The sequence below is a fragment of the Allobosea rubneri genome (genome assembly GCF_032464875.1).
GTDB lineage: Bacteria > Pseudomonadota > Alphaproteobacteria > Rhizobiales > Beijerinckiaceae > Allobosea > Allobosea rubneri.
In genome coordinates this window covers 87560-113474 of the sequence record NZ_JAWDID010000003.1, presented here as the reverse complement: position 1 = coordinate 113474, position 25915 = coordinate 87560, and the positions used below count along the sequence as shown (strand labels likewise).

The following is a 25915-nucleotide window of genomic DNA, read 5'->3' as shown; positions in this document are numbered from 1 at the left end:
GGAACGTCGCGGAGGATCTGCGTGATAGAACCGGCAAAGCCCGCCAAGGCAAGCGGCAAAGCGGCTGCGACAGCGCTCTGGTATGTCGGCCAGCGTGAATGCGCCCTGAACGATCTTCCTCTGCCGCGGCGCAGGCCGGAGGACTGCCTCGTCCGTACGCTGTGGAGCGGCATTAGTCGTGGCACGGAACGCCTCGTCTTCGAGGGGCGGGTGCCGGTCGCCGAGCATGAGCGCATGCGCGCGCCCTTCCAGGAAGGGGCGTTCCCGTTCCCGGTGAAATACGGCTACTGCGCCGTCGGGATCGTCGAGGAAGGGCCTCCTGCGCTGCTCGGCGAGACGGTGTTCTGCCTCTACCCGCATCAGGACCGTTTCGTGGTGCCGGCGAGCCGGGTTTCGCACGTGCCGAAGGCGGTGCCGGCGAGGCGGGCCGTGCTCGCCGCCAATATGGAGACCGCGCTGAACGCGCATTGGGATGCCGGCTCCGGCCCGGCCGACCGCATCGTCGTCGTCGGCGGTGGGGTGCTCGGCCTGCTGAGCGCGTTCATCGGCGCGCGGCTGCCGGGGGCAGAGGTGACGTTGGTCGATGTCGATCCCGCCCGTGCCGCATTGGCGGAGGCGCTCGGCTTCGGTTTCGCCCTGCCGCAGGACTGCCCGGGAGACGCCGATCTCGTCTTCCATGCCAGCGCCAGCGCGCCCGGACTCGCGACCGCGATCGGCGCGGCCGGCTTCGAGGCCCGGATCGTCGAATTGAGCTGGTATGGCGAGGGGGCGGTCGCCGCCCCGCTTGGTGGGGCCTTCCATTCGAAGCGCCTGCAGCTGGTCTCGTCGCAGGTCGGGCAGGTTTCGCCATCACGCCGGCCGCGCTTCGACTATGCGCGCCGGGCGCAGGCCGCGCTCGCGCTGCTGGCCGATGAGCGGCTCGAAGCGCTGATCACTGAGGAGATCGCCTTCGCGGAGGCGCCCGCGCGGTTGCCGGCGCTGTTCGCGGGCAAGGGGATCACGGCGGTGCTGCGCTATTGATCTTGAAGGGTAGGCAGAAGCGCGCGACCGGCTTAAGCAGGCTGGGCTGAAGGAGACTGTCCATGTTTTCCGTCGAAGTCCGCGACCGCATCATGATCGGCCATTCGCTGCCCGATCCGTTCTTCGGCCCGGCGCAGGCCATGCATGGCGCGACCTTCGTGGTCGATGTCGCCTTCTTCCGCGAGAGCCTGACCCGGCACAACGTGGTGGTCGATATCGGTGCGGCGCTTTCCGTGCTGAACCAGACGCTGAAGCCGCTGAACTACAAGAATCTCGACACCCTGCCGCAATTCCAGGGCGTGCTGACCACCACCGAATTCCTCTGCAAGTACATTTTCGACGCGATGGCGGCGGCGGCCCGTTCCGGCAAGCTCGGCGCCGATGCCGCCGATCTCGCCAAGATCCGTGTCACCCTGCACGAGACCGATCTTGCGCGCGCCAGCTATGAGGGCGCGCTCGCGTGAGCGAGATCGCCTTCGCCATCCCCGGCGATCTTTCGCTGCCGACCGGCGGCTACGCTTATGATCGGCGGCTGCTGGCGGAATGGGCACAGATGGGCGTGGCGGCGCATCATCTTGAACTGCCCGGCAGCTTTCCGGCACCGAGTGAGGCCGATCTCGCCGAGACCGGCCGCCTGATCCTGTCGCAGCCCTATGACCGGGTGCTGCTGGTCGATGGGCTTGCCTATGGAGCCTTCCCGGAAGGGCTCGCCGCTGGGCTCGCCGGACGCGTCGTCGCGCTGGTTCACCATCCGCTCGGTCTCGAGACCGGACTTGACCCGGAGCGCGCCGCCGCCCTGCTGGCGCGGGAGACGGCGGCACTCCGCTATGCCAGCGCCGTCATCGCCACCAGCCAGAACACCAAGCGCATGCTGGTCGTGGATTTCTTCCTGCCGGAAGCACGGATCACCGTGGCGGAGCCCGGTGTCGACCCTGCGCCGCGCGCTTCCGGCTCACCGGACGGAGGGCCGCTTCAGCTCCTGGCGGTCGGCTCGCTGGTGCCGCGCAAGGGCTATGACGTGCTGGTCGCGGCCCTTGCCGGGCTCGAAGAGAAGAACTGGCGGCTGACCATCATCGGCGCGGCCGACCGTTCGCCGGAGACGGCGGCGGCGCTGGCGGCGCAGATCGTCGAAGCCGGCCTCGGCGATCGCATCCGGCTCGCGGGGGCGCTCGACCAACCGTCGCTGGAAGCGGCCTATGCCGGCACCGACCTCTTCGTGATGCCCTCGCTGTTCGAGGGCTATGGCATGGTGCTGACCGAAGCCCTCGCCCGCGGCCTGCCGATCCTCTGCACCACCGGCGGTGCGGCGGCCGAGACGGCGCCGGACGCCGCCGCGCTCAAGGTCCCGCCCGGCGATGTCGCGGCGTTGCAGGCCGGGCTCGCCCGGCTGCTCTCCGATGCCGGGGAACGCAGAAGACGCGCCGACGCTGCGTGGCATGCAGCCGGTGCATTGCCGCGCTGGCGAGACACCGCGACAATCGTCGCGCAAACCTGTGCGAAGGTGTCGCCATGAGTGGATTCTCTCCGGATTGGCTCGCCCTGCGCGAGCCGGCCGACCATGCCGCCCGCAATCCGCAGGTGCTGGCCGCGGTCGGTGCCGCCTTCGCCAGCCGGCAGTCGCTGACGGTGATCGATCTCGGCTGCGGCGCCGGCTCGAATCTGCGCGGCACCTATTCGGTGCTGCCGGCGCGCCAGTACTGGACGCTGGTCGATTTCGACCCGGCCCTGCTGAACGTGGCCCGCGAGCGCCTCACCGCCTGGGCCGACGAGGCGGAGGCGCTGGGTGAGGAGCTGGTGCTGCGCAAGGGCGACAAGTCGCTGACCGTCGATTTTCGCAAGGCCGATCTCAACACCGATCTAGAATGGGTGCTTGGCTGGCAGCCCGACCTCGTCACCGCCGCCGCCCTGTTCGACCTGACCTCGGTACGCTGGCTCGAGCGTTTCGTCGCCTCGCTGGTGAGCCAGCGCCTGCCGCTCTACACGGCGCTAACCTATGATGGGCGCGAGAGCTGGGAGCCGGCCCACCCCGCCGATGCGAAGATGCTGGCGGCCTTCAACCATCACCAGCACAGCGACAAGGGTTTTGGCCCTGCCGCCGGCCCGGAAGCGACCGAGACGCTGGCGCAGGCTTTCCGCAAGTCGGGGAGCGCCGTCACCGTGGGCGAGAGCCCCTGGGTGCTGGACGCCGGCAGCGCTGCGCTGACGCGCGAGCTCACGGCCGGCATCGCAGCGGCAGTGGCGGAGACCGGCCATGTCGATGTGGAGACGATCGCAAGCTGGCTCGCCGCCCGCGCCAAGGCGAGTTCCGGCCGGATCGGCCATCTCGACCTGTGGGCCCGGCCGGTCTGACTCCGCCGGGTCGCGGCCACCACACGATTGCCATTTCATGCAAATTCCGCCATCCCGCTGCCGACCATGACCTCCCTGCCTCTGACCATCCGCCAGGAACTGCCGGGCGACGCCGCGGCGATCGAGCGCCTGCACGAGCGCGCCTTCGGGCCGGGGCGCTTCGCCCGCACCGCTTCGCGCCTGCGCGAGGGCCGGCCGCACGAGCCGACGCTCTCCTTCGCCAGCCATGTCGGCACCTTCCTGGTCGGCTCGGTCCGGGTGACGCCGATCCTCGCTGGCGGTGGTCCCGGGCTGATGCTCGGACCGCTGACGGTCGATCCGGCCTTCGAGGGCAGGGGTATCGGCGCTGCGCTGATGAACGCGGCGATCGAGGCGGCGCGCGGCCAGGGCCATGAGCTGATCCTGCTGGTCGGCGACGCGCCCTATTACGCCCGCTTCGGCTTCAAGCCGGTGAAGCCCGGCCAGCTCGTCCTTCCCGGGCCGGCCGATCCCGGCCGCTTCCTGGCGCTCGAACTCGCCGAGGGCGTGCTGGCCAGACGCAGCGGCGCGGTGGCGGCGCTGCGGTAGAATCGGGCTCTCTGTCGCCATCCGGGTTCGTGCCTGCGGCATGCCCCGGAATGACGGCGCTGGTCAGCTTTCCTTGCGGAATCTCCGGCCGCTCTCGCCGATCCAGCCGGCGACCAGCGCGCCGAACAGCAGGGCAAGTCCGATCAACCCGATGAACAGCGGCGAGATCTGCACGCCGCGGACGATGCCGGAATCGCTGATCCGTAGGCCGATCCAGTCGGCGCCGGCGAATTGCCGGCCCGAGCGCACCGGCACGATGCGCGGCACGCTGACGCCGGAGCCGCTCTCCTGGCCGATGCGGCGCGAGGAGCCGCCGGTCGCTTCCGCCAGCGCCTGCAAGTGGGTGGGGTCGCTGACCACTTCCATCAACTCGCGCGGGTTCTCCGGGCCGACGCTGGCGAAGGCGGTGAGATTCTCGGTCGTGACCTTGTGCAGGCCGAATTCGGTGGTCGCGGTGCGGGCGGTGAACAGGCCGGGGCGGCCGGGCTCGAAGGGCACGGTGCGCGTCGAGCCGTCTGGCGCGGTGATCGTCGCGGGAGCCGGCGCATCCCCCAGCGTCTGGCGCTCGATCTCGAGATTGCGGCCGCGGGCGACAGCACGCAGCGCCTCCTCCTCCAGATCGGGCTCCTTCATCAGCCAGTGGCCGAGACGGCGCAACAGGTCGAGATGCGGCCCGCCATCGCGGAAGCCGCGGGCCCAGAGCCAGGCATGGTCGGAGAGGAAGAGGGCGACGCGGCCCTTCTGCTCGCGCGCCAGCATCAGCAGCGGGCGCTCGCCCGGACCGGTCATCACAGCCGAGCCGGTGCGGGCGCGGGCGCCGACCATGCGCAGCCATTCGCCCCAGCGCGGCGGCTCGACCTCGGCGCCCGGCAGGTCGCGGGTGACCGGGTGGCGGCGGCCGGGCTCGCTGACGCGGGCGCGGTAGGCCTCGTCGATGACGCTGCCATCGGGCTGCGCCGGCAGAATCTGGCCGAGCGGCGTGCGCGCGAGCGATTGCGAGCCGGAATATTCCGGGCCGGCGGCGACGAGCAGGGCGCCGCCCTCGCGGACATAGCGGACGATGTTGTCGAAGTAGAGCAGCGGCAGGATCGACTGGTTGGCGTAGCGGTCGAAGATGATCAGGTCGAAATCCTTGATCTTGACCTGGAAGAGCTCGCGCGTCGGGAAGGCGATCAGCGACAGCTCGTTGATCGGCGTGCCGTCCTGCTTCTCCGGCGGGCGCAGGATGGTGAAGTGGACGAGGTCGACATTGGCGTCGGCCTTGAGCAGATTGCGCCAGGTGCGTTCGCCCGGATGCGGCTCGCCGGAGACCAGAAGCACGCGCAGCTTGTCCCTGACGCCCTCGATGGTGATGACGGCGCGGTTGTTGGCGAGCGTCAGCTCGTTGTCGAGCGGCGCGGCCTCGATCTCGACGACGTTCGGCCCACCGCGGTCGATCCTGACCGGCACCTGCACCGTCTGCCCGGCGATGACCTCGCGGCGCGCGATGACCTCGCCGTCGCGGCGCACGGTGAGCGCGGCGCGGCCCGGGCCGCCTTTCTCGACGACGCGCAGGCGGATGTTCTGATCCTTGCCGACGATGCCGAAGCGCGGCGAATCGACCAGCACGATGCGGCGGTCGATCTCGCGCTCGCGGCCGGTGGTCAGAACGTGGAGCGGAGCGCGCAGGCCGAGCGCCTCGGCATTGGCCGGTGCATCATGGGCGAGGCCATCGGTGATCACGATCGCTCCGGCGACACGCTCCGAGGGAACGTCGGCGAGGCTGGAGGCCAGCGCCTCGAACAGCCTTGTGCCGTCGCCGGCGCCCTGCGCGTCCGTGACTTCGACGGTACGCGTCTCGACTCCGCTGACGCCGCGCAGCTGGTTCTCGACCTCGGCCTGGGCGGCCTGCGTCTGCGCCGCGCGGTCGGAAAGCCGGTTCGAGCCGGAGCGGTCGACGACGACGGCGACGACGTCCTTGACCGGCTCGCGCTCCTCGAAGACCAGTGACGGGTCGGCGAGCGCGATGGTCAGCACGGTCAGCGCCAGGGCGCGCAGGATGGCGCTGCGGCCGGCGAGCACCAGCGCCGCGCCGGCGGCTAACGCGGCCAGCACCGCAAGCCCGATCAGCAGCGGCAGCGGCACCAGCGGGGCGAAGGTCAGGCTCCACATCGGCTAGAATTCCAATCCCATGCCGGTCCGCCGCATCACTGCCCCAGCCTTTCCAGCAGGGCCGGGACGTGAACCTGGTCAGCCTTGTAGTTGCCGGTGAGGGCGTACATCACGAGGTTGACGCCGGCGCGCAACGCCATTTCGCGCTGGCGAGGATCGCTGCCCGACATCGGGACGAGCGCTTCGCCACGCCGGCCTACGGCCCAGGCCGCGGCGAGGTCGTTGGAGGTGATGACGATCGGCGAGACGCTGTCGCCGGCGCGGGCCGGGCGCCGGCCATCCTCGCCGGCCGGCGGCAGGATCTCGACCCAGGTCGTGCCGGTGTCGTAGCGACCGACGAAGCCGTCCAGGATGTAGAAGGTCTTGGTCAGGACGTGGTCGCGCGGGATCGGCTCCAGCTCCGGAATGTCCAGGGTCTGGAGCATGCGGCGGAGCTGGTCGCCCTCCGGCGTCGCGCCGCCGCCGGGCCGGGCGCTCATCGCGTCGCGGGTGTCGAAGATCACGAGGCCGCCGCCCTTCATATAGGCTTCGAGCTTGCGCAGGGTCTCGGCGGAAGGGATCGGACGGCCGGCGACGACCGGCCAGTACAGGATCGGGAAGAAGGCGAGCTCGTCGCGGGCGACGTCGACGCCGACCGCCTCGCCGGGTTCGAGGGCGGTGCGGGCGCCGAGCACGATGTTGAGCCCGGCGAGCCCGGCCTTCGACATCTCGTCGACCGATTTGTCGCCGGTGACGACATAGGCGAGGCGCGTCACCGCGCCGGCGGCGAAGAGCTCGCGCGGGATCGGCGGGCGCTGGTCGGCCGGTGCCGCGGGCACCGGCGTGGCGGTGGACTGTGCCCGCAGTCCTTCGGGCGCGGCGAGCAGGCCGAAGCCGAGGGCGAACAGCAGCGCGACCGGCGCGGCGCGGCGGCGCGCGATGTTGAGCCTGCCGCCGAGCCAGAGCGTCGCCAGCGTGTCGGCGACGAGCAGGACGAGCGCCAGCACGAGGAGCAGCGGCCTCATGTCCTTGGCGACCGGTTGGTCGACCGGCAGCAGCGGGGCGCCGAGCGAGGCAAGGTCGAGCGCGGCGAGATTGTCGGCCGGAGCGAGCGTGTTCACGGCCATGGTTCCGTCGCTGGGCCCGTAGATGCCGGGCGGGTGGGCGAGGATGGCGCGGCCGGTGAAGCTGCGCGGCACCGGCTGTGCCGTCACCGGCGGGCTGCGGAAGGCGCCGAGCCCGTCGAGAACCCGGGTCGGCGACAAGGTCTCGATCCTGACATCGCCGGCCTGCGCCTCCGCGGCGTCGGTCCCGGACAGGGCGACGATCTTGCGCAGCATCTCGACGAAGAGGCCCGAGAGCGGCAGGTTCGACCAGGTCGTGTCGGCGGTGACGTGCATCATGGCGAGCATGCCGTCGCCGCGACGTTCGCCGGTGACGACGGGCGTGCCGTCCTCCAGTGCCGCCCAGGTCTTGCGAGCGAGGTCGGGCTCGGGTTCGGCCAGGATCTGGCGGCTGACCCTGATCTCGTCGCTGACCTGCGTGCCGAAGAAGGGGCTCTCGCGGTTGAACGGGGCGAGCTTGCGCGGCGTCTCCCAGGACAGGCCGCCGCCGAGGGTGCGGCCGCCGCGGCGCAGGCGCACCGGCGTCAGCTCGTCGGAAGCCGCGGCGAGGCGTGCACCGGCGAAGCGAAGCAGCACGCCGCCACGCTCGATGAAGGCGTTGACCTTGTCGGCGGTGTCGCGATCGAGCGCGCCGATATCGGCCAGAACCAGCACGGAGAGGTTCTGGGCCAGCAATTCGCCGATCGGATCGGTCGAGCCGGCGCGCGGCTCGCGGATCTCGGCGAAGGGCGAGAGCGCCCGCGAGACATAATAGGTCGGCGAGAGCAGGGGCTGGGCGGTGTCGGCGGTGGTGCCGGAGACGATGCCGACACGGCGGCGCTTGGCGCGGTCGTCGAGCAAAGCGACGGCCCCGGCGCTGCGCTCGCCGACGATCTCGAGCCGGGAGACGGCGTTGCGGACCTCGATCGGCAGCGTCAGCCTGGCCGTGGTCTGCAATTCGGTGGTGCCGAAGACGAAGGGCGCGTCGCCGAGCGGCAGGCCCTTGAGGTCGAGCGCCCTGACCTGGCCACTGGCGGCGGCATTCACGCTCGGACGCAGCACCTTGACGGTGAGCGCGCCGGCGAGGTTCTCCGGCGCTGTCAGAGCGAGCTGATCGGCCGGGCTGGTATGGATCGACAGGCGCCCCGCCGACGCTTCCTGCCGCATCCTTGCGAGGAAGTCGTCATCGCCGCCGAGCCCGAGCCCGTCGGCGATCCAGACGGTTTCGGCCTGCGGCTGGGCGCGCCAGAAGGCTTCGAGCCGCTGGAGATGGGCGCCGCGATCAGGCGCGTGCGGCTGCAGCGAGAACGCACGCAGGCGCTCGACTGCGGCGCGCGGCTCGGACAGCGCGATCTCTGCCGGAGCTTCGGCGAGGCCGACCAGGGCGACGGCGCGACCATCGCGGGCCGCGGCGGCGACCCGGTTCTCGGCAATGGCGAGCCGCTCGGTCCAGTCGGTGGCGGCGCCGAAGCCGTTGTCGATCACCAGCAGCAGCGGCCCGCGCAGGGCGGCGGCGTCGCGCACCGGGTTCCAGACCGGGCCGGCGACGGCGAGAATGGCGAGCGCCGCCACCGCCATGCGCAGCGCCAGCAGCCACCAGGGCGTATGGGCCGGCATTTCGCGCTTGGCGACGAGGTCGCGCATGATCTTCAGCGGCGGGAAGTCGATCCGCCGCGGCCGGGGCGGCGTGACCCGCAAGATCAGCCAGAGCGCGGGCAGCAAAGCGAGCGCGATCAGGGCCAGCGGGGCGGAAAAGGCGATCGGCAGGGATGACAGCATGGCCCGCCCTCCCTCAGCCGCCCGGGCCGCGCGAGGCGGCGATCAGGCTGGCGATGCGCAGCACGCCCTCGCTGGCTGGCCGGTCGGTGCGGTGAAGGGTCAGGGTCCAGCCGGCATGGCGGCAGGCCTCGCGGATGGCGTCGCGATGCGCCTGCAGGCGCTGGCGATACTCCTCGCCCCAGGCGCCGGCATCGCCGACGCGCAGCGACAGCCCGTCCTCGAGATCGAACAGTTCGGCCTGGCCGGAGAAGGGGAAGGTCTCCTCGATCGGATCGACGATCAGGAGGAGGTGGCCCTTGGCGCCGCTGCTCGCCATGGTGGCGATGCGCCTGGCAAGGCCCTCGGCCGGCGTGAGCGCGTCGGTGATCAGGATGGCTTCGGCGAGGCGCGGCAGCGGCTGGTCCGGCGGCAGGTCGGCATCGCCGCCATGCCTGTCGGCGAGGATCGCCTGCGCCAGGGATTCGACGATGCGGCGCGAGGCCAGCGCCCGGGTCAGCCCCATATGGCCGACGCGCTCGCCGCCCTCGACCAGCGCCTCGGCCAGGGCGAAGCCGGCGACGAGGGCGCGGTCGACCTTGCTGGCCAGCGCCAGCGACGAGGAGAAACCCATCGAAGCCGAGCGGTCGATCCACAGCCAGATCGCGTGCGAGGCCTCCCATTCGCGCTCACGCACGAAGAGATGGCCGTCGCGGGCGGAGCGGCGCCAATCGATGCGCGAGGCGGATTCGCCGGCGACCAGCGGCCGGTATTGCCAGAAGGTCTCGCCCGGGCCCGAGCGGCGGCGACCATGGATGCCGTGCACGCTGGCCGAGACCCGGCGCGCCTCGAGGACCAGCCGCGGCAAGCGGGCGGCGAGATCGAGCGAAGCCTTGAGGACCGGCTGGGCCGGCTGGCGTTCGGCCGGTCCGAGGACGCGCGTGCGCAGCATCAGCTTTCCCTCATCCCAGGCGCTCGACCAGCCTGGCGACGACGCTTTCGACGGTCTCGCCATCGGCGCGTGCGGCGAAGGTCAGGGCGATGCGGTGCTTCAGCACCGGCGCCGCCAGGGCCGCGACATCGTCGATCGAGGGCGCGAGGCGGCCTTCGACCAACGCGCGGGCGCGGGCGGCGAGCGTCAGCGCCTGGCTCGCGCGCGGACCCGGCCCCCAGGCGAGCTTGTCGGTGACCGCCTTGTCGCCATCGCCCGGGCGGGCCGAGCGGACGAGGTCGAGAATCGCGTCGACCACCGCCTCGCCGACCGGCAGGCGGCGCACCAGCCGCTGCGTCGACATCAGCGTTTCCGCCGTCATCGCCTGCACCGGCTTGTGCTCGGCGACGCCGGTGGTCTCGAGCAGGATGCGGCGCTCGGCCTCGCGATCGGGATAGTCGACGTCGATCTGGAGCAGGAAGCGGTCGAGCTGGGCCTCGGGCAGCGGATAGGTGCCTTCCTGCTCGATCGGGTTCTGGGTGGCGAGGACATGGAAGGGCGCCGGCAGGTCATGGCTTTCGCCGGCGACGGTGACGTGGTGCTCCTGCATCGCCTGGAGCAGGGCCGACTGGGTGCGCGGCGAGGCGCGGTTGATCTCGTCGGCCATCAGGAGCTGGGCGAAGACCGGGCCGCGGATGAAGCGGAAATGGCGCTTGCCGTCGGCGCTCTCGTCGAGAACCTCGGAGCCGAGAATGTCGGAAGGCATCAGGTCGGGGGTGAACTGCACGCGCCGCGCCGAGAGGCCGAGCACGGTGCCCATCGCCTCGACCAGCTTGGTCTTGGCGAGACCGGGCACGCCGACCAGAAGGCCGTGACCGCCGGCGAGCAGCGTGACCAGCGAGAGGTCGACGACCTTCTGCTGGCCGAAGATCACCTGGCCGATCTCGTCGCGGGCGGCGCCGATGGCGGCAAGGGCCGCCTCGGCCGCCTCGACGACGCCGTCGTCGAGATTGATCGGGGCTCCGGCTTCCTGGGACTGTGCGCGGGCTTGCGCCACCATGGCGATCTCCTTCAGCCTCGCCGCGGCGCGGCCATGACCTGTAATCCGGAACTGTGGCCCCGGGGAGGGACCGGCTCAAGGGGCCTGTGCGTGCCGGTGCACAACACTGCGCTTCACGATTATGTAGAGTTCAAGGCGAGAAAGCGATGCAACCGGCATGCCGCAGGCAGGAAACAGGTCACAGATGAGTGAGACGGGAAGCGCCATGGACCGGCTGCTCGGCGCGTTGGGTAACGGTAAAACGCGCGGCCTGCCGCCGGTAGAGCGCTGGAATCCGCCTTTTTGCGGCGATCTCGACATGCGCATCGCCAGCGACGGCACCTGGTTTTATCTGGGCACGCCGATCGGCCGTCCGGCTCTGGTCAAGCTCTTCTCCTCGGTGCTGTGGCGCGAGGGAGGCGATTACTTTCTCGTGACCCCGGTCGAAAAGGTCGGGATCAAGGTCGAGGATGCGCCGTTCCAGGCGGTCGAGATGGCGGTGTCAGGGGAGGGCGATGGGCGCAGCATCGCCTTCCGCACGCAGGTCGACGAGGTCGTGAATGTCGATGGCGAGCATCCGATTCGGTTCGAGCGCTCAAGCAGTGCTGGGGTGAAGCCCTATGTGCATGTCCGTCGTGATCTCTGGGCGCGGGTGACGCGGGCGCTGACCTACGACCTGCTGGCTCTCGGGGAAGTCCGCGAGGTCGACGGCGCCCGCCAGTTCGGCGTCGCGGTCGCAAGAGCGTTCTACGTCGTCGCGCCGGCGAGCGAGATCGAGGGGCTGTGATGCCGGTTTCCGGACGTTTGCTGCGGCAGGGGCGGGATTGGGATTTCTCCGATATCGCCGATGTGCTGGCAGGAAGGCTGCGCGCCGTGCCTCCGGCTTTCGGCGACCTGATCGCCCGGCCGCGCGGCGACCACGACCTGCAGGAGGAGCCGGTCGAGATCCCCGACGAGGCCGCCGCGATCGAAGCGGCCGTGCTGATCCCGATCGTGCTGCATCCTGGCGAGCCGACCGTGCTGCTGACGCAGCGGGCGACCGCGCTGCGCAACCATTCCGGACAGGTCGCCTTCCCCGGCGGGCGGGTGGACGCAGTCGACGGCTCGCCGCTGATCGCGGCGCTGCGCGAGGCGGAGGAGGAGATCGGGCTGGCGCGCGACAGGGTCAGGACCGTCGGCTATCTCGACGCCTATCTGACCGGAACGGGTTATCGCGTCGTGCCGGTGGTCGGGCTGGTCGAGCCGCCGCTCGCACTGACGATCAATCCGCATGAGGTCGACGAGGCCTTCGAGACCCCGCTCTCCTTCCTGATGGATCCGGCCAACCACCAGCGCCATGCCCGGGAATGGAAGGGGCGACATCGCACCTACTATGCGATGCCGCATGACGGTCACTATATCTGGGGTGCAACGGCCGGGATGATCCGCAATCTTTACGAGCGCCTGGCCATCGGAGAGTTCTGAAGCAGATGATGTCGTTCGAAGACCAGAAGTCAGCGTTCGGCGTCATGCTCGCTGGAATAGGTCACGCCTGATGCTGCGCACGCTGATCGAGGAGTTCCTGCTCTTCGTCCTGCCCTTCTGCCTGTTCGCGGGCTACCTCGTGATCCGGCGGCGCAATCCCTTCGACGTCGAGCACTGGAGCGGCCACCTGTTCTGGCTTTCGGTGGTCGGGCTCGTCCTCGGCATCTCCGCCTTCATCTATGCCGGCATCGTCGCGCCGCGGCACACCGGCGCCTTCGTGCCGCCGCATGTCGAGGGCGGCCAGCTGGTGCCGGGCCAATTCAATGACAAGCCCTGAGCAAGGCCGGCTCGCGCCGTTGCTGGCGCGGGGCGAGGTCGCGGCGCTGATGGCGGCGCTGAACCGGGACGGCGAGGAGGCGCGCATCGTGGGTGGCGCCGTCCGCAATGCGCTGCTCGGCGAAGACGTGGCCGATATCGATATCGCGACGACCGCGCTGCCGGAGGAAACGGTGCGGCGGGCGAAGGCTGCCGGCTTCAAGCCCGTACCGACCGGGATCGAGCATGGGACGATCACCGTCGTGGTCGCCGGCATGCCTTTCGAGGTCACGACGCTGCGCCGCGATGTCGAGACCGATGGCCGACACGCCGTCGTCGCCTTCGGCCGCGATTTCCGGGAGGACGCGCTGCGGCGGGACTTCACCATCAATGCGCTCGGGCTCGATGCCGGAGGGTCGCTGCACGACTATGCCGGGGGGGTGGGCGATCTGGCGGCGCGCCGGGTGCGCTTCATCGGGCAGGCGCGCGAGCGCATCGCCGAGGATTATCTGCGCATACTGCGCTTCTTCCGCTTCCATGCCCGCTATGGCGCGGGCGAGCCGGACAAGGCGGCGCTCGAAGCCTGCACCGAGGGGCGGGCCGGGCTCGAAGGCTTGTCGCGCGAGCGGGTGCGGGCGGAACTGCTGAAGCTGCTCGCCGCCCCGCGCGCCGGCTCGACCTTGCGGGCGATGGCCGGGGCCGGGCTGCTGGTGCCGGTCATCGGCGGCGTGCCGCAGCTCTCGCGCTTCGAGGCGATAGCCGGCGACGGCGAACAGGGTGGTGATCGCGTCCATCCGGATTTCAGGCTGGCAGCCCTGGCGGTCCTGACCCGCGAGGACGCGGCGCGGCTGCGCGAAAAGCTGCGGCTGTCGAACGCCGAGTCAGGGCGGATCGAGGCGATCGCGCTGGCGCTCGAGACTGTTTCAGGGCGCGAAAGCCTGCCTGCCCTCGCCGAACTGCGCGAGACGGCGCACGGTGTCGGGACCGATGCGGTCGCCGCGGCGCTCGTGCTGCTGAACGCCACCGCGGGCGCGGCGCGGGCGGAAGAAGGGCAGACGCTCATCGCCGGCCTCGGCCAGACGCCGCGCTTCCTGCCGAGCGGCAAGGATCTGCTGGCGCTCGGCGTAGCGGCGGGGCCGCTGCTCGGACAGGTGCTGGAGCAGGCGCGGCGCGACTGGATCGCGGCCGGCTGTCCGGCCGGGCGCGACGAGCAGATGGCGCTGGTCGCAAAAGCGGCCGCTATGCTGTCGCCCGCATAAGCTTACCGGTCGCCCGGAGCGCCGCTGCTGCGGTACTCCGGGGCAAAGCCGGCCTCAGCGGCGGGCCGTGATCACGGCCACCGCACCGTCGGCGGCAGCGAGGACAGGATCGAATCGACATTGCCGCCGGTACGCAGGCCGAAGATCGTGCCGCGGTCGTAGAGGAGGTTGAACTCGACATAGCGGCCGCGGCGGACCTGCTGCTCGTGCCGGTCGGCCTCGGTCCAGGGCGTGCCGAGATTGGCGCGCATGATCTTCGGGTAGATGTCGAGGAAGGCCTCGCCCACGGCGCGGGTGAAGGCGAGATCGGCCTCCGGCTCGCCGCTCCAGACATAATCGTAGAAGATGCCGCCGATGCCGCGCGGCTCGCCCCGATGCTTCAGGAAGAAGTACTCGTCGCACCAGGCCTTGAAGCGGGCATAGTCGGCGACGCCGGCATGCGCCTCGCAAGGCGTCCGCATCGCGGCGTGGAAGGCCTGCGCGTCGGGGTCGTCCTGCTCGCGGCGCCGCACCAACACCGGCGTCAGGTCGGCGCCGCCGCCGAACCAGGGCTTGGTCGTGACGACGAAGCGGGTGTTCATGTGCACGGTCGGTGCGTGCGGATTCCACGGATGGGCGATCAGTGAGATGCCGGTGGCGTGAAAGCGCGGATCCTCGGCCGAGCCCGGAATCTGGCCGGCGAATTCCGGCGCGAACGTGCCATGCACGGTCGAGACATGGACGCCGACCTTCTCGAAGACGCGCCCGCTCATCAGCGACATCACGCCGCCACCGCCAGGGGCGCCGTCATGGTTGCGGCGCTGCCAGGGTGTGCGGACGAAGCGGCCGGGCGTCGAGCTCTCGGGCGGGTAGGGGCCCGCCGCATCGTCCTCGATCGCCTCGAAGGCGGCGCAGATGCGGTCACGCAGGCTCTCGAACCAGGCGGCGGCGCGCGGCTTCAGCGCCTCCACGGCGGCGGGGTCGAAGCTCGGGCTCGCAGTCTCTTGCTGTTGCATGTCTTTCTCGTTCGAATGCGTCAGGCGGCCGGGGCTGGATAGCCGCCAAGCTGCCGCAAGGCCTCGCCAACTACCAGCGCGGCGGCGATGGCGACATTGAGCGAACGCAAGCCCGCGCGCATCGGCACATGCACGCTGGCATCTGCCGCCGCCGCGACCTCGGAGGGCACGCCAGCCGATTCGCGCCCGACCAGCACGATGTCGCCGGGCCGGAAGGCGAATGCGCTATGGGCGACGGCGCCGTCCGTCTCGGCCAGGACCAGGCGGTGGCCGGCCTCGCGGCGCCAGCTCTCGAAGGCGCCGAAGGAAATATGCCGTGTGATCGCAGCACGTTCGAGATAATCCATGCCCGAGCGACGGAAATTGCGGTCGGACACGTCGAAGGAGGCCGGCTCGACGATGTCGACGGCGACACCGAGGCAGGCCGCCATGCGGATCATCGTGCCGGCGTTCTGCGGAATGTCGGGCTGGTAGAGGGCGAGGCGCAGCATGGGCGCGTCATCCGCGCTGCGCCTGCCGGCGTCAAGGCATCATGCTCAGGGGCGGACGGCGATGGCGACGATCTCGACCTTCGCATCCAGGGGAAGGCGCGCGACCTCGACCGTGGCGCGTGCCGGCGGGGCGGTCTTGAAATAACTGCCATAGACCCCGTTCATCTTGCCGAAATCGTTGAGGTCCTTCAGGAAAACGTTGGTCGAGACGATATGGTCCATGGTCAGGCCGTCGGCTTCGAGCACGGCCTTGAGGTTTTCCAGCGTCTGCCTCGTCTGGTCCTCGATGCTGGCGTCCTTCATGAACTGCTTGGTCTTCGGATCGATCGCGACCTGCCCGGCGAGAAACACCATGTTCCCGACCTTGATCGCCTGCGAATAGGGGCCGATCGCCTCGGGCGCGTTCGGTGTCGCGATCACCGTCTTGCCCGCGGTCTGGGCGATGGCCTGTGTGGCCAGAAGGAGTGTGCCCGCCAAAGCGAGCGCGGCGTGAAACCTGATCATCGAGCAGACCTCCGGATCGCCGCCTTCATGTACGGCGCGGCCTCATGCTCTGCTGGGTGATGATGCGCGGCAAGCGGGAAACCGGCGCGGCTGCAACTTAAGTCGGGAGTCTTTCGTCGTAGATCCCGCGGCCACTGCAGGGCGGCGCGCTTGCGCCAGGCTGCAGTCTGCTGTCATGGCATGACGGAGCCGCGCTTGCAGGCTCTGGTTGCCGCAAGGCGCACGCACCATATCGGTCACGTAGCCATTGCCTGCCTAGGAGGGCGATTCCACGTCCATGTTCGCCCCGCTGTTCCGGTTCCTCGAAAGCCGCGTCGACGTCTTCGAGCCCTTCGACGAGACCAGGACGCCGCCGCGCGGCGTCTTCCCCTTCATGTGGCACCACATCAAGGGCGTGAAGGGCTGGATGGCGCTGATCATGCTGACCGGCCTCGGCTTTTCCGGCATCGAGGCGGCGATGTATCTGATGGTCGGCTGGTTCGTCGACCTGCTCACCACCCAGTCGCCCGAGACGGTGTTCCGCGAACATGGCTGGCTGCTCGCCGGCGCGGCCTTCCTCGTGGTGGTGGTGCGGCCGCTGGTCTATTTCGCCAACCACGCCATCGTCGACCAGGTCGTGGTCCCGCAGATCACCAACCAGATCCGCTGGCGCAACCATGTCTACACGCTCGGCCACGCGCTCTCCTATTTCCAGAACGACTTCGCCGGCCGGCTCTCTGCCCGGGTGATTCAGGCCGGTCAGGCCATTCGCGGCGCGACCATCGAGGTGATCGACGATCTCTGGTACGCGCTGATCTTCGCCTCGGTGGCGATCGGCTTCTTCGGCTCGACCAGCCTGTGGCTCGCCTTGCCGGTGATCGTCTGGCTCGCGGCCTATGTGACGCTGCTGATCTATTTCGTGCCGCGCGCCAAGAAGCGCTCGGAGGCGAATTCGCTCGGCCGCTCGACCACGACCGGGCGCATCGTCGACGCCTACACCAACATCCTGACGGTCAAGCTCTTCGCCCGCGCCGACGCCGAGCGCTCGGCGGTACGCGATTCGCTGACGCGCTGGAACGATTCCTTCCTCAACCTGTCGCGGCTGATCACCGGCGTCAGCGTCATCCTGCAGACGATGAACAGCCTGCTCGTCGTGGTGACGGCCTGGCTCTGCCTGATGCTGTGGAGCCAGGGCGAAATGACCCCCGGCGCGGTGGCTGCGTCAATCGGTCTCGTCCTGCGCCTCGTGCAGATGTCGACCTGGCTGATCCATCTGGTCCGCGGCATCTTCGAGAACATCGGCTCGGTGCAGGAGAGCATGGAGACGATCGCCAAGCCGCACGATCTCAGCGACGCGCCGGACGCGAAGCCGCTGGCGGTCACCGACGGCGCGGTGCGCTTCGAGCAGGTCCGCTTCAATTACGGTCGCAAGACCGGGCTCTTCGAGGGGCTCGACCTCGACATCCGCCCCGGCGAGAAGGTCGGCCTGGTTGGCCCCTCCGGGGCCGGCAAGTCGACCTTGGTCAACCTCCTGCTGCGGCTCTACCCGCTCGAAAGCGGCCGTATTCTGATCGACGGGCAGGACATCGCCGGCGTCACGCAGGAATCGCTGCGGGCGCAGATCGGCATGGTCACGCAGGACAATTCGCTGCTGCACCGCTCGATCGGCGACAATATCGCCTATGGCCGGATCGGCGCGACGGAAGCCGAAATCGCCGAGGCTGCGCGCCGGGCGGCCGCCCATGAGTTCGTGCTCGGCCTGACCGACCAGGACGGGCGCAAGGGCTTCGAATCGCGGGTCGGCGAGCGCGGCGTCAAGCTTTCGGGCGGACAGCGCCAGCGCATCGCGATCGCGCGCGTGCTGCTCAAGGACGCGCCGATCCTGATACTCGACGAGGCGACCTCCGCGCTCGATTCGGAGGTGGAAGCCGAGATCCAGGCGCAGCTCGCCACGCTGATGGAAGGCAAGACGGTGATCGCGATTGCCCACCGGCTTTCGACGATCGCGGCGCTCGACCGGTTGATCGTGCTCGACAAGGGCAGGATCGTCGACAGTGGCAGCCATGCAGAGCTCGTCGCGCGCGGCGGCCTCTATGCGCGGCTCTGGGCGCACCAGTCCGGCGGCTTCCTGGCGTTGGCGGACAGCGACCAGATTCCGGTCTGAGCCTGCCGCAAGGCCGGGTTGCTGCGCCGCGACAGGCTGCGGCGCGAGCGACAGTAGACTTCATCAAAACTGCATGCCAAAGAGCCCCGAGCCGACAAGCTGCCTCACGGCGGCTGAGGCAGGCGTTCGCATTGCGGACGCCTGACATTTTTGTTTGAGCCGGCAGGGCCGGCGGCCGAGTAGGGAACTGGATCGTGGCGCACGCGACCGAGACGACAGGCACCGAGACCACCCGCCGTGACTTCCTGATGCTGGCGACCGGTGCTGCAGGCATTGTTGGAGCCGGCGCGGTCCTGGTGCCGCTGATCAGCCAGCTCGCCCCTGACGCGCAGACCGTCGCCGCCGGCGCCCCGATTGAGCTCGATCTGGCTCCGATTGCGGAAGGTCAGGCGATCAAGCTGTTCTGGCGCGGCAAGCTGATCTTCGTGCGTCACCGCACCAAGAAGGAAATCGACGAGGCCCGCGCGGTGAACGTCGCGACGCTGCCCGATCCGCAGTCCGACCAGGAGCGCGTCAAGGAAGGCCATGCGCAGTTCCTCGTGGTCTACGGCAACTGCACCCATCTCGGCTGCGTGCCGCTCGGCAATGCGCCGGGCGACCCGAAGGGTGATTACGACGGCTGGTTCTGCCCCTGCCATGGCTCGCACTACGATTCGTCGGGCCGCATCCGCAAGGGACCTGCGCCGCTGAACCTTCCCATTCCGCCCTATGCGTTCATGGCGGACACCAAGATCAAGATCGGCTGAGCCTGAGTAGACGGGCGAAGACGGCATTCAGCGGATTTGAGAGAGCTTGAGGCGAGCAGCATGAGCGGGCACAGCACCTATCAACCGAAGACGGGTATCGAGCGTTGGCTCGACGCGCGCCTGCCGATCGTGCGGCTGATGCACGATTCCGCGGTGTCCTATCCGGTGCCGCGCAACCTTAACTATCTGTGGACCTTCGGCGGCATCCTGATGTTCATGCTGGTGGCGCAGATCATCACCGGCATCGTGCTGGTGATGCACTACACGCCGCACGCCACCATGGCGTTCAACTCCGTCGAGCACATCATGCGCGACGTGAACTACGGTTGGCTGCTGCGCTATCTGCACTCCAACGGCGCCTCGATGTTCTTCGTCGCCGTTTACATCCACATCTTCCGCGGCCTCTATTACGGCTCCTACAAGGCTCCCCGCGAGGTGCTCTGGATCCTCGGCGTCGTCATCTTCCTGCTGATGATGGCCACCGCCTTCATGGGCTACGTTCTGCCCTGGGGTCAGATGTCCTTCTGGGGCGCGACCGTCATCACCAACCTGTTCTCGGCCCTGCCGGTGGTCGGTGAGACGATCGTCACCTTCCTGTGGGGCGGCTACTCGGTCGACAACCCGACGCTGAACCGCTTCTTCTCGCTGCACTACCTGCTGCCGTTCATGATCTTCGGCGTCGTGATCCTGCACGTCTGGGCGCTGCACCATGTCGGCCAGAACAACCCGACCGGCGTCGAGGTGAAGAACGTCGCCAAGGACACGGTTCCGTTTACCCCCTACGCGACGATCAAAGACCTGTTCGGCATGGTCTGCTTCATGTTCGTCTTCGCCTATTTCGTCTTCTACCAGCCGAACTTCATGGGCCACGCCGACAACTACATCCCGGCGAACCCGGCGGCGACGCCTGCGCACATCGTCCCGGAATGGTACTTCCTGCCCTTCTACGCGATCCTGCGCGCCATCCCCGACAAGCTCGGCGGCGTTATCGCCATGGGCGGCGCGATTGCGATCCTCGCTTTCCTGCCCTGGATCGACACCTCCAAGATCAAGTCGATGACCTATCGTCCGATCGCCCGCCAGTTCTTCTGGGCGTTCTTCGTGGTCTGCATCGCGCTCGGCTATCTCGGCGCCATGCCGGCGGAAGGCGGCTACGTCATCGCCTCGCAGATCTTCACCGTTCTCTATTTCGGCTACTTCGTCGCGCTGGCTCTGATCGGCATCTTCGAGCGGCCGCGGCCTCTGCCGGCTTCCATCGCGGACTCGGTGCTGGGCAATCTCCAGGGCGGTTCGGGCGCGCGTCTCGGCGCCGCCACCGCCTCCGCACCGAACGCCAAGGGTTGATGAGACCATGCGCATGATCCCTTTCCGTCTCTCGCTCGCCGCTGGCCTGGCCGTCATGGCCCTGGCCGGCCCGGCCTTCGGCGCCGGTGAGCGCGTCAAGCCGCCGGCCGAGACCTGGTCCTTCTCGGGCCCCTTCGGCAAGTTCGACCAGGCTCAGCTCCAGCGCGGCTTCAAGGTCGTCAAGGAAGTCTGCGCCAGCTGCCATTCGATGAACCTGATCAAGCTGCGCAACCTGTCGCAGCCGGGTGGCCCGGGCTTCACCGCCTCGCAGGTCGCGGCGCTGGCGGCGACCTACACGGTCAAGGACGGCCCGAACGAGTCCGGCGAGATGTTCGACCGGCCGGGCCGTCCGGCGGATGCCTTCCCGGCTCCGTTCCCGAACGAGCAGGCTGCGCGCGCCGCCAGCGGTGGCGCCTATCCGCCGGACCTCTCGGTCCTGGCGAAGGCGCGCACCTATGAGCGCGGCTTCCCCTGGTTCATCTTCGACATCTTCACCCAGTACCAGGAGCAGGGGCCCGACTACATCACGGCCCTGCTGCGCGGCTACACCGAGCCGCCGGCCGGTCACTCGCCGCTGCTGCCGGGCCAGTACTACAACACCTATATGCCCGGCCATCTGATCGCGATGCCGCAGCCGCTCAACGACGGCCAGGTCGAGTATCCGAAGGGGCCGGACGGCAAGCCGCAGGTGCCGGAGACGGTGGCGCAGTACGCCAAGGACGTTTCGGCCTTCATGATGTGGATGGCCGAGCCGCATCTCGAGGCGCGCAAGCGCATCGGCATGCAGGTGATGCTGTTCCTGATCATCTTCGCGGGCCTGCTCTACTACACCAAGAAGAAGGTCTGGTCGCGCCTGCCCGCGCACGCCTCGTCGCACTGAGCTTTGACAGCGTTCGAAATCGAGAGCCCCGGCAACGGGGCTCTTTTCGTTTGCGCAGCCGGCTGTGGACGCCCCTTCTGACGGCCGGTAGCGGTTGCTGCAACGTCACAAACTCCTGATCCTGATCCGGAACGATAACGGAGAACGAGCATGGCTGAAGCGGTTCTGGGGATCATCGGCGGTTCGGGCATCTACGATCTGCCGGGGCTGACCGATCTGCGCGAGGAGCGCATCGAGAGTCCCTGGGGCGAGCCTTCCGACGTGCTGCGCATCGGGCGGATGGGGACGACGAAGATCGTCTTCCTGCCGCGTCACGGCCGCGGCCATGCGATCCCGCCCTCCGAGATCAACTACCGCGCCAATATCGACGTGCTGAAGCGCGCCGGCGTCACCGATCTGGTCTCGCTCTCGGCCTGCGGCTCCTACAAGGCGGAGCTCTATCCCGGCCTGTTCGTACTCGTCGATCAGTTCGTCGACCGCACGGCGGGGCGCCAGAGTTCGTTCTTCGGCCGAGGCTGCGTCGCCCATGTCTCGCTGGCGCACCCGGTCGGCCCGGCCTTGCGGGCGCGGATCGCCGAGGCGGCGACGGCGGAGGAGCTGCCTTTCGTCAATGGCGGCACACTCGTCACCATGGAAGGCCCGCAATTCTCGACCTATGCGGAATCGCTGACCTATAAGGGCCTTGGCTACGACCTGATTGGCATGACGGCGATGCCGGAAGCCAAGCTCGCCCGCGAGGCCGAGATCACCTATGCGACTGTCGCGATGGTGACCGACTACGATTGCTGGCATGAGGAGCATGGCGCGGTCGATGTCGCCTCGGTGATCGCGGTCCTGCATGCGAACGCCGACAAGGCACGCCGGCTGGTGGCGCGGCTCGCAGCCGATTTTCCGGCGGAGCGGGTGCCGTGCCCGGCCGGCTCCCACAACGCGCTCGACTTCGCGCTGGTCACGGCGCCGGAGTTCCGCGATCCCGCTTTGCTCGCCAAGCTCGATGCGGTGGCGGGGCGCGTGCTGAAGCCGTCCAGCTGAGTCGCGCGCCCTGTCGCGGCGCCGGCGATACCGGCAAGTCGAGGGGGAGCGTCGCAAAAGCGGGTTCCCAGTGCTTCGCCTCCTGCTCTAAGAGGGAGCACCGCAGCCGATGGAAGACCTGATGGACCGGCCCTCTTTCTCCGATCTGAAGAACGCGATCCGGACGATACCCGATCATCCGGCGCCGGGAATCCTGTTCCGCGACATCACCACGCTGCTCGGCGATGCGCGGGCCTTCCGTCGTGCGGTCGACGAACTCGTCCAGCCCTTCGCCGGGTTGAAGATCGCCAAGATCGCCGGAATCGAGGCGCGCGGCTTCATTCTCGGCGGTGCGGTGGCGCACCAGCTCTCGGCCGGCTTCGTGCCGGTGCGCAAGAAGGGCAAGCTGCCCTTCCAGACCGTGAGCATGCCTTACTCACTGGAATACGGCAGCGACGAGATCGAGGTTCATAAGGACGCCGTTTCGCCCGGCGAGCGCGTGCTGCTGGTCGACGACCTCGTCGCGACCGGTGGCACGGCGGAGGCGGCGGTCAAGCTGCTTTCCTCGCTCGGAGCCGAGGTCGTCGCCGCGTGCTTCATCGTCGATCTGCCGGATCTCGGCGGTGCCGACAAGGTTCGTCGCCTCGGCGTGCCCGTGCGCACGCTGGTTTCCTTCGAAGGGCATTGAGGTCGGCATGAAGATCGCCGGCAAGGCCTATCGCACGATCTGGCTCGGCGAGGATGGCTGGAGCGTCGTGGTCATCGACCAGACCAGGCTGCCCTTCAGCTTCGAGACGGTCCGGCTCACGCAGGTGCAGGAAGCCGCAGACGCGATCCGCCACATGATCGTGCGGGGGGCGCCGCTGATCGGGGCGACTGCAGCCTATGGCGTGGCGCTCGCCCTGAGGGGCGATGCCTCCGATGCCGCGCTTGAGCGCGCGCTGGCCTTGCTCGGTGCGACGCGCCCGACCGCGGTCAACCTGCATTGGGCGCTGGCGCGGATGCGGGCGCGGCTGATCGAGCTGCCCGAGACGGAGCGCGTCGCTGCCGCCTATGCCGAGGCAGCGGCGATCTGCGACGAGGATGTCGCGCTCTGCCGCGCCATCGGCGAGCACGGCCTCGGGCTGATCCGTACGATCGCTGCGGCCAAGCCTGTCGGCGAGCGAATCAACATCCTGACCCATTGCAATGCCGGCTGGCTCGCAACGGTCGACTGGGGCACGGCGCTGGCGCCGATCTATCTGGCGCACGACGCCGGCATTCCGGTGCATGTCTGGGTCGACGAGACGCGGCCGCGCAATCAGGGCGCGGCGCTGAGCGCCTATGAGCTCGGCGCCCATGGCGTGCCGCACACGGTGATCTCCGACAATGCCGGTGGCCATCTGATGCAGCATGGCGAGGTCGACATGGTGATCGTCGGCACCGACCGGACGACGGCGACCGGCGACGTCGCCAACAAGATCGGCACCTATCTCAAGGCGCTGGCGGCCCATGACAACGGAGTGCCGTTCTATGTCGCGCTGCCGTCGCCGACCATCGACTGGTCGCTCAGCGACGGCCTCGCGGAGATTCCGATCGAGGAGCGCGCCGCCGGCGAGGTCACGCATCTGCGCGGGGTCGGCGAGGATGGCCGCCCGGGCATTTTCCAGGTCACGGCGCCGGGCAGCCCGGCCGCCAACCCGGCCTTCGACGTCACGCCGGCCCGGCTCGTCACCGGCCTCGTCACCGAGCGCGGCGTCGCGCCGGCGAGCTTCGAGGGGCTGAGCCGGCTTTTCCCTGAACTGGCGCAGGAGCGCATGAAATGACCGAGACCGAACTTCGCCAGCAGATCGTCGAGGTGGCGCAGGCGATCGACCGAGCCGGGTTCTGCCCGTCGAAGTCCGGCAATGTCTCGGCGCGCTTCGAAGGCGGCCTGCTGATCACGCCGTCTGGCCTGCCTTATGCGAAGACGAAGCCGCAGGACCTGATCCATCTGACGCTCGATGGCAGCGTGCTCTCGGGTGCCGGAAAGCCCTCCTCGGAATGGCCGTTCCATACCGAGATCTACAAGGCCCGCCCGGACGCGCAGGCGATCGTGCACACGCATTCTCCGCGCGCCACTGCGCTCGCCAGTGCGCGGCGCGGCATTCCCGCCTTCCACTACATGATCGCGCTCTGCGGCGGGGCCGATGTGCGCTGCGCCGAATATGCCACCTTCGGCACGCCGGAACTCGCGGCGAATGCGGTCAAGGGGCTGGAGGGCCGCAAGGCCGTGCTGCTCGCCAATCACGGCGTGATCGCGCTTGGTGGCAGCCTCGCTGGAGCGCACACCATCGTCGCCGAGGTCGAGAATCTGGCCGGGCAGTATCTCGACCTGCTGGCCTCCGGGCTCGAGCCGGTCATCCTCGATGCGGCCGAGATGGAGAGGGTCTCGGCGCGGTTCGCGGGTTACGGAAAGGTAGGTTGATCTTAACGGCGCGTCTTACTGGTTGTTAAGGCCTCTTCTTTAATCAAGGGAGCATGAAGCTCTCGCGCTATCTGCTCGATTCGCTCGACGCCCTCGGTATTGGGGCTTGTGAATACGACGCCGATATGCGGGCCCTGGGCTGGAACAGCACCTTCCTGCAGCTCTTCCCCGAGGATGAAGGCGAGATTTATGTCGGCGAGCCCTATGCCGACAATCTCGTGCGCTTCTATCGCCGCCGCCTGCCGCCCGAGGAACTGCCGGATATCGACCGGCATGTCGCCGAAGGCGTCGCGCGGCATGAGAATCAGACGCAGCCGTTCGAATTCAGCCATCACGGGCGGCGCCTGCGCGCCGCATCCCTGCAGGCTCCGGATGGCGGGCGCGTGCGCCTGTGGCAACGGCTCGATGTCGACAGCCAGGCGGAGACGGCGCCTGAGATGACGCTGCCGCTGATCGACGCGCTTCCCTTCATTCCCGACGGCGCGACGATTCTCGATGCGAATGACCGCATCATCGCCGCCAACAATGCCTTCCGACGTCTCTACGACCTGCCTCGCGGCGCGCCCGTGGTCGGGCGCAAGCTCGACGAGATCATTGCCCGCTGCTGGGCAGGAACCTCGCCCGTGGCTGCCTGGAGGGCGGCGATCAGCAACGGCTTGCGCTATGATGGCGTGCCGTTCGAGATCGAGCTTCCCGGCCAGCGCTGGCTCAGGCTGATCGCGCGGCACAGCGCCGGCGGCCTCAGCTTCTTCACCCATGCCGACATCACCGTGGCCAAGCGCCAGCAGATGGAACTGCTGGAGGCGCAGGAGGCGTTACGCCGGGCCAATGCGGCGCTGGCGGAGCTGGCGGAGACGGACGGGCTGACGGGGCTCGCCAATCGTCGCCGTTTCGTGGCGCGGCTGGCCGATGCTGTCGCTCTCCCGCAAACGCTTTCGCTGATGATGATCGATGCCGACCACTTCAAGTCGATCAATGACCGTTTCGGCCATCTGGTCGGCGATGCCTGCCTGCGCATGATCGGCAAGGTCGTCGCGGACCAGGTCGCGCCGGTCTCGGCGCTCGTCGCGCGGATCGGCGGCGAGGAGTTCGGCGTGCTGCTCGCCGGGGTACGCCTCGAGGCGGCATACGGCATGGCGGCGGCCATTCGCCGCTCGCTCGCCCTTGTGCCCTGGCAGACGCTCCACCCCGATCTGACGGGCGTCACCGTATCGATCGGCCTCTGCGCAGGCGAAGGACCACTGGACGCCACCAGCCTGCATGCACTGGCTGATGACGCGCTCTATGCGGCCAAGCGCAATGGCCGCGATCGCATCGAGACGGCGAGCGGGCCCGCGCTGCCACGGCGCATCGCCGGCTGACTAGAGCATTTCCGCGTTTCTCTGAATCGCCGAAATGCTCTAGCTCTTTGTTTTATCGCATT

25 protein-coding genes are annotated in these 25915 nt (G+C 68.9%); 18 read left to right on the top strand and 7 right to left on the bottom strand.

Annotated elements, in window-relative coordinates; translation table 11 throughout:
• Positions 1-21: 21 nt before the first annotated feature.
• The 5 genes from RKE40_RS03375 to RKE40_RS03355 all read left to right on the top strand — a co-directional run bounded on the left by RKE40_RS03375 (position 22) and on the right by RKE40_RS03355 (position 3936).
• Positions 22-1020: a zinc-dependent alcohol dehydrogenase gene (locus RKE40_RS03375; RefSeq protein WP_390893206.1), complete on the top strand. Its 999-nt coding sequence runs from the start codon at positions 22-24 to the stop codon at positions 1018-1020.
• Between the two features lie 62 nt (positions 1021-1082).
• The gene (locus RKE40_RS03370) at positions 1083-1484 is read left to right on the top strand and encodes a 6-pyruvoyl trahydropterin synthase family protein (protein WP_316016827.1); all 402 of its coding nucleotides are present in this window, start codon (positions 1083-1085) and stop codon (positions 1482-1484) included.
• Positions 1481-2533: a glycosyltransferase family 4 protein gene (locus RKE40_RS03365; protein WP_316016826.1), complete on the top strand. Its 1053-nt coding sequence runs from the start codon at positions 1481-1483 to the stop codon at positions 2531-2533. The genes RKE40_RS03370 and RKE40_RS03365 overlap by 4 nt, the downstream gene beginning before the upstream one ends.
• Entirely contained in the window at positions 2530-3369 is an 840-nt protein-coding gene (locus RKE40_RS03360) for a class I SAM-dependent methyltransferase (protein ID WP_316016825.1), read from the top strand. The genes RKE40_RS03365 and RKE40_RS03360 overlap by 4 nt, the downstream gene beginning before the upstream one ends.
• A gap of 66 nt (positions 3370-3435) precedes the next feature.
• Positions 3436-3936 carry a GNAT family N-acetyltransferase gene (locus RKE40_RS03355; protein ID WP_316016824.1) on the top strand — a complete coding sequence of 167 codons (501 nt, stop codon included), beginning with the start codon at positions 3436-3438 and terminating at the stop codon, positions 3934-3936.
• Between the two features lie 63 nt (positions 3937-3999).
• Here RKE40_RS03355 and RKE40_RS03350 read toward each other — a convergent pair whose 3' ends face one another.
• The 4 genes from RKE40_RS03350 to RKE40_RS03335 are packed head-to-tail and all read right to left on the bottom strand — an operon-like array spanning position 4000 to position 10915.
• Complete coding sequence (locus RKE40_RS03350) at positions 4000-6087, bottom strand: hypothetical protein (protein WP_316016823.1); 2088 nt, start codon at positions 6085-6087, stop codon at positions 4000-4002.
• Positions 6088-6122: 35 nt separating this feature from the next.
• Complete coding sequence (locus RKE40_RS03345; RefSeq protein ID WP_316016949.1) at positions 6123-8945, bottom strand: DUF4159 domain-containing protein; 2823 nt, start codon at positions 8943-8945, stop codon at positions 6123-6125.
• Positions 8946-8961: 16 nt separating this feature from the next.
• A complete protein-coding gene (locus RKE40_RS03340) occupies positions 8962-9876 on the bottom strand; it encodes a DUF58 domain-containing protein (RefSeq protein WP_316016822.1) in 915 nt (304 codons plus the stop codon).
• Between the two features lie 10 nt (positions 9877-9886).
• The gene (locus RKE40_RS03335; protein WP_066471049.1) at positions 9887-10915 is read right to left on the bottom strand and encodes an AAA family ATPase; all 1029 of its coding nucleotides are present in this window, start codon (positions 10913-10915) and stop codon (positions 9887-9889) included.
• A 184-nt stretch (positions 10916-11099) separates the two neighbouring features.
• Between RKE40_RS03335 and RKE40_RS03330 the strand changes: the two genes are divergently transcribed.
• The 4 genes from RKE40_RS03330 (at position 11100) to RKE40_RS03315 (ending at position 13932) form a co-directional block, all read left to right on the top strand.
• Positions 11100-11681, top strand: a complete 582-nt coding sequence (locus tag RKE40_RS03330; protein ID WP_449248302.1) for a DUF1285 domain-containing protein — start codon at positions 11100-11102, stop codon at positions 11679-11681.
• Complete coding sequence (locus RKE40_RS03325) at positions 11681-12358, top strand: CoA pyrophosphatase (protein WP_316016820.1); 678 nt, start codon at positions 11681-11683, stop codon at positions 12356-12358. Before RKE40_RS03330 ends, RKE40_RS03325 begins: the two co-directional genes overlap by 1 nt.
• Before the next feature lie 70 nt (positions 12359-12428).
• Entirely contained in the window at positions 12429-12695 is a 267-nt protein-coding gene (locus RKE40_RS03320; RefSeq protein ID WP_316016819.1) for a DUF6111 family protein, read from the top strand.
• Positions 12682-13932, top strand: coding sequence for a CCA tRNA nucleotidyltransferase (locus RKE40_RS03315; protein ID WP_316016818.1), 1251 nt, complete (start codon positions 12682-12684; stop codon positions 13930-13932). Before RKE40_RS03320 ends, RKE40_RS03315 begins: the two co-directional genes overlap by 14 nt.
• A 71-nt stretch (positions 13933-14003) precedes the next feature.
• On the opposite strand, the gene hemF is transcribed toward RKE40_RS03315, so the two are convergent.
• Genes hemF through RKE40_RS03300 form a run of 3 tightly spaced genes read right to left on the bottom strand, consistent with a single transcriptional unit; the run spans position 14004 to position 15922 of the window.
• Positions 14004-14927, bottom strand: coding sequence for an oxygen-dependent coproporphyrinogen oxidase (gene hemF / locus RKE40_RS03310; RefSeq protein ID WP_316016817.1), 924 nt, complete (start codon positions 14925-14927; stop codon positions 14004-14006).
• Between the two features lie 20 nt (positions 14928-14947).
• Positions 14948-15418, bottom strand: coding sequence for a tRNA (cytidine(34)-2'-O)-methyltransferase (locus RKE40_RS03305; RefSeq protein ID WP_316016816.1), 471 nt, complete (start codon positions 15416-15418; stop codon positions 14948-14950).
• A gap of 45 nt (positions 15419-15463) precedes the next feature.
• Positions 15464-15922, bottom strand: a complete 459-nt coding sequence (locus RKE40_RS03300) for a RidA family protein (protein WP_316016815.1) — start codon at positions 15920-15922, stop codon at positions 15464-15466.
• A 277-nt stretch (positions 15923-16199) separates the two neighbouring features.
• Here RKE40_RS03300 and RKE40_RS03295 point away from each other — a divergent pair, with 277 nt between their 5' ends.
• From RKE40_RS03295 to RKE40_RS03255, 9 genes are all read left to right on the top strand, one after another.
• Positions 16200-18065, top strand: a complete 1866-nt coding sequence (locus tag RKE40_RS03295; RefSeq protein ID WP_316016814.1) for an ABC transporter ATP-binding protein — start codon at positions 16200-16202, stop codon at positions 18063-18065.
• A 194-nt stretch (positions 18066-18259) separates the two neighbouring features.
• On the top strand, positions 18260-18811 hold the full coding sequence (gene petA / locus RKE40_RS03290) for a ubiquinol-cytochrome c reductase iron-sulfur subunit (protein WP_316016813.1): 552 nt from the start codon (positions 18260-18262) through the stop codon (positions 18809-18811).
• A 60-nt stretch (positions 18812-18871) separates the two neighbouring features.
• Positions 18872-20155 (top strand): cytochrome b, encoded by a 1284-nt coding sequence (locus RKE40_RS03285; protein ID WP_316016812.1) that lies wholly within the window; start codon positions 18872-18874, stop codon positions 20153-20155.
• 13 nt (positions 20156-20168) lie between these two features.
• On the top strand, positions 20169-21035 hold the full coding sequence (locus tag RKE40_RS03280; protein WP_316016811.1) for a cytochrome c1: 867 nt from the start codon (positions 20169-20171) through the stop codon (positions 21033-21035).
• A 150-nt stretch (positions 21036-21185) separates the two neighbouring features.
• The gene (locus RKE40_RS03275; protein ID WP_316016810.1) at positions 21186-22067 is read left to right on the top strand and encodes an S-methyl-5'-thioadenosine phosphorylase; all 882 of its coding nucleotides are present in this window, start codon (positions 21186-21188) and stop codon (positions 22065-22067) included.
• 121 nt (positions 22068-22188) lie between these two features.
• On the top strand, positions 22189-22734 hold the full coding sequence (locus tag RKE40_RS03270) for an adenine phosphoribosyltransferase (RefSeq protein WP_316016809.1): 546 nt from the start codon (positions 22189-22191) through the stop codon (positions 22732-22734).
• Positions 22735-22741: 7 nt separating this feature from the next.
• Positions 22742-23851, top strand: a complete 1110-nt coding sequence (gene mtnA, locus RKE40_RS03265; RefSeq protein ID WP_316016808.1) for an S-methyl-5-thioribose-1-phosphate isomerase — start codon at positions 22742-22744, stop codon at positions 23849-23851.
• Positions 23848-24492: a class II aldolase/adducin family protein gene (locus RKE40_RS03260; RefSeq protein WP_316016807.1), complete on the top strand. Its 645-nt coding sequence runs from the start codon at positions 23848-23850 to the stop codon at positions 24490-24492. Before mtnA ends, RKE40_RS03260 begins: the two co-directional genes overlap by 4 nt.
• Positions 24493-24545: 53 nt before the next feature.
• The gene (locus tag RKE40_RS03255) at positions 24546-25853 is read left to right on the top strand and encodes a sensor domain-containing diguanylate cyclase (RefSeq protein ID WP_316016806.1); all 1308 of its coding nucleotides are present in this window, start codon (positions 24546-24548) and stop codon (positions 25851-25853) included.
• Positions 25854-25915: the final 62 nt, after the last annotated feature.

Excerpts from the sequence above, each read along its gene's own strand:
- RKE40_RS03370 (WP_316016827.1), top strand. The coding sequence starts at position 1,083 with ATGTTTTCCGTCGAAGTCCGCGACCGCATCATGATCGGCCATTCGCTG.
- RKE40_RS03360 (WP_316016825.1), top strand. The coding sequence starts at position 2,530 with ATGAGTGGATTCTCTCCGGATTGGCTCGCCCTGCGCGAGCCGGCCGAC.
- RKE40_RS03355 (WP_316016824.1), top strand. The coding sequence starts at position 3,436 with ATGACCTCCCTGCCTCTGACCATCCGCCAGGAACTGCCGGGCGACGCC.
- RKE40_RS03350 (WP_316016823.1), bottom strand. The coding sequence starts at position 6,087 with ATGTGGAGCCTGACCTTCGCCCCGCTGGTGCCGCTGCCGCTGCTGATC.
- RKE40_RS03340 (WP_316016822.1), bottom strand. The coding sequence starts at position 9,876 with ATGCTGCGCACGCGCGTCCTCGGACCGGCCGAACGCCAGCCGGCCCAG.
- RKE40_RS03335 (WP_066471049.1), bottom strand. The coding sequence starts at position 10,915 with ATGGTGGCGCAAGCCCGCGCACAGTCCCAGGAAGCCGGAGCCCCGATC.
- RKE40_RS03330 (WP_449248302.1), top strand. The coding sequence starts at position 11,100 with ATGAGTGAGACGGGAAGCGCCATGGACCGGCTGCTCGGCGCGTTGGGT.
- RKE40_RS03325 (WP_316016820.1), top strand. The coding sequence starts at position 11,681 with ATGCCGGTTTCCGGACGTTTGCTGCGGCAGGGGCGGGATTGGGATTTC.
- RKE40_RS03320 (WP_316016819.1), top strand. The coding sequence starts at position 12,429 with ATGCTGCGCACGCTGATCGAGGAGTTCCTGCTCTTCGTCCTGCCCTTC.
- RKE40_RS03315 (WP_316016818.1), top strand. The coding sequence starts at position 12,682 with ATGACAAGCCCTGAGCAAGGCCGGCTCGCGCCGTTGCTGGCGCGGGGC.
- hemF (WP_316016817.1), bottom strand. The coding sequence starts at position 14,927 with ATGCAACAGCAAGAGACTGCGAGCCCGAGCTTCGACCCCGCCGCCGTG.
- RKE40_RS03305 (WP_316016816.1), bottom strand. The coding sequence starts at position 15,418 with ATGCTGCGCCTCGCCCTCTACCAGCCCGACATTCCGCAGAACGCCGGC.
- RKE40_RS03300 (WP_316016815.1), bottom strand. The coding sequence starts at position 15,922 with ATGATCAGGTTTCACGCCGCGCTCGCTTTGGCGGGCACACTCCTTCTG.
- RKE40_RS03295 (WP_316016814.1), top strand. The coding sequence starts at position 16,200 with ATGTTCGCCCCGCTGTTCCGGTTCCTCGAAAGCCGCGTCGACGTCTTC.
- RKE40_RS03285 (WP_316016812.1), top strand. The coding sequence starts at position 18,872 with ATGAGCGGGCACAGCACCTATCAACCGAAGACGGGTATCGAGCGTTGG.
- RKE40_RS03280 (WP_316016811.1), top strand. The coding sequence starts at position 20,169 with ATGATCCCTTTCCGTCTCTCGCTCGCCGCTGGCCTGGCCGTCATGGCC.
- RKE40_RS03275 (WP_316016810.1), top strand. The coding sequence starts at position 21,186 with ATGGCTGAAGCGGTTCTGGGGATCATCGGCGGTTCGGGCATCTACGAT.
- RKE40_RS03270 (WP_316016809.1), top strand. The coding sequence starts at position 22,189 with ATGGACCGGCCCTCTTTCTCCGATCTGAAGAACGCGATCCGGACGATA.
- mtnA (WP_316016808.1), top strand. The coding sequence starts at position 22,742 with ATGAAGATCGCCGGCAAGGCCTATCGCACGATCTGGCTCGGCGAGGAT.
- RKE40_RS03260 (WP_316016807.1), top strand. The coding sequence starts at position 23,848 with ATGACCGAGACCGAACTTCGCCAGCAGATCGTCGAGGTGGCGCAGGCG.
- RKE40_RS03255 (WP_316016806.1), top strand. The coding sequence starts at position 24,546 with ATGAAGCTCTCGCGCTATCTGCTCGATTCGCTCGACGCCCTCGGTATT.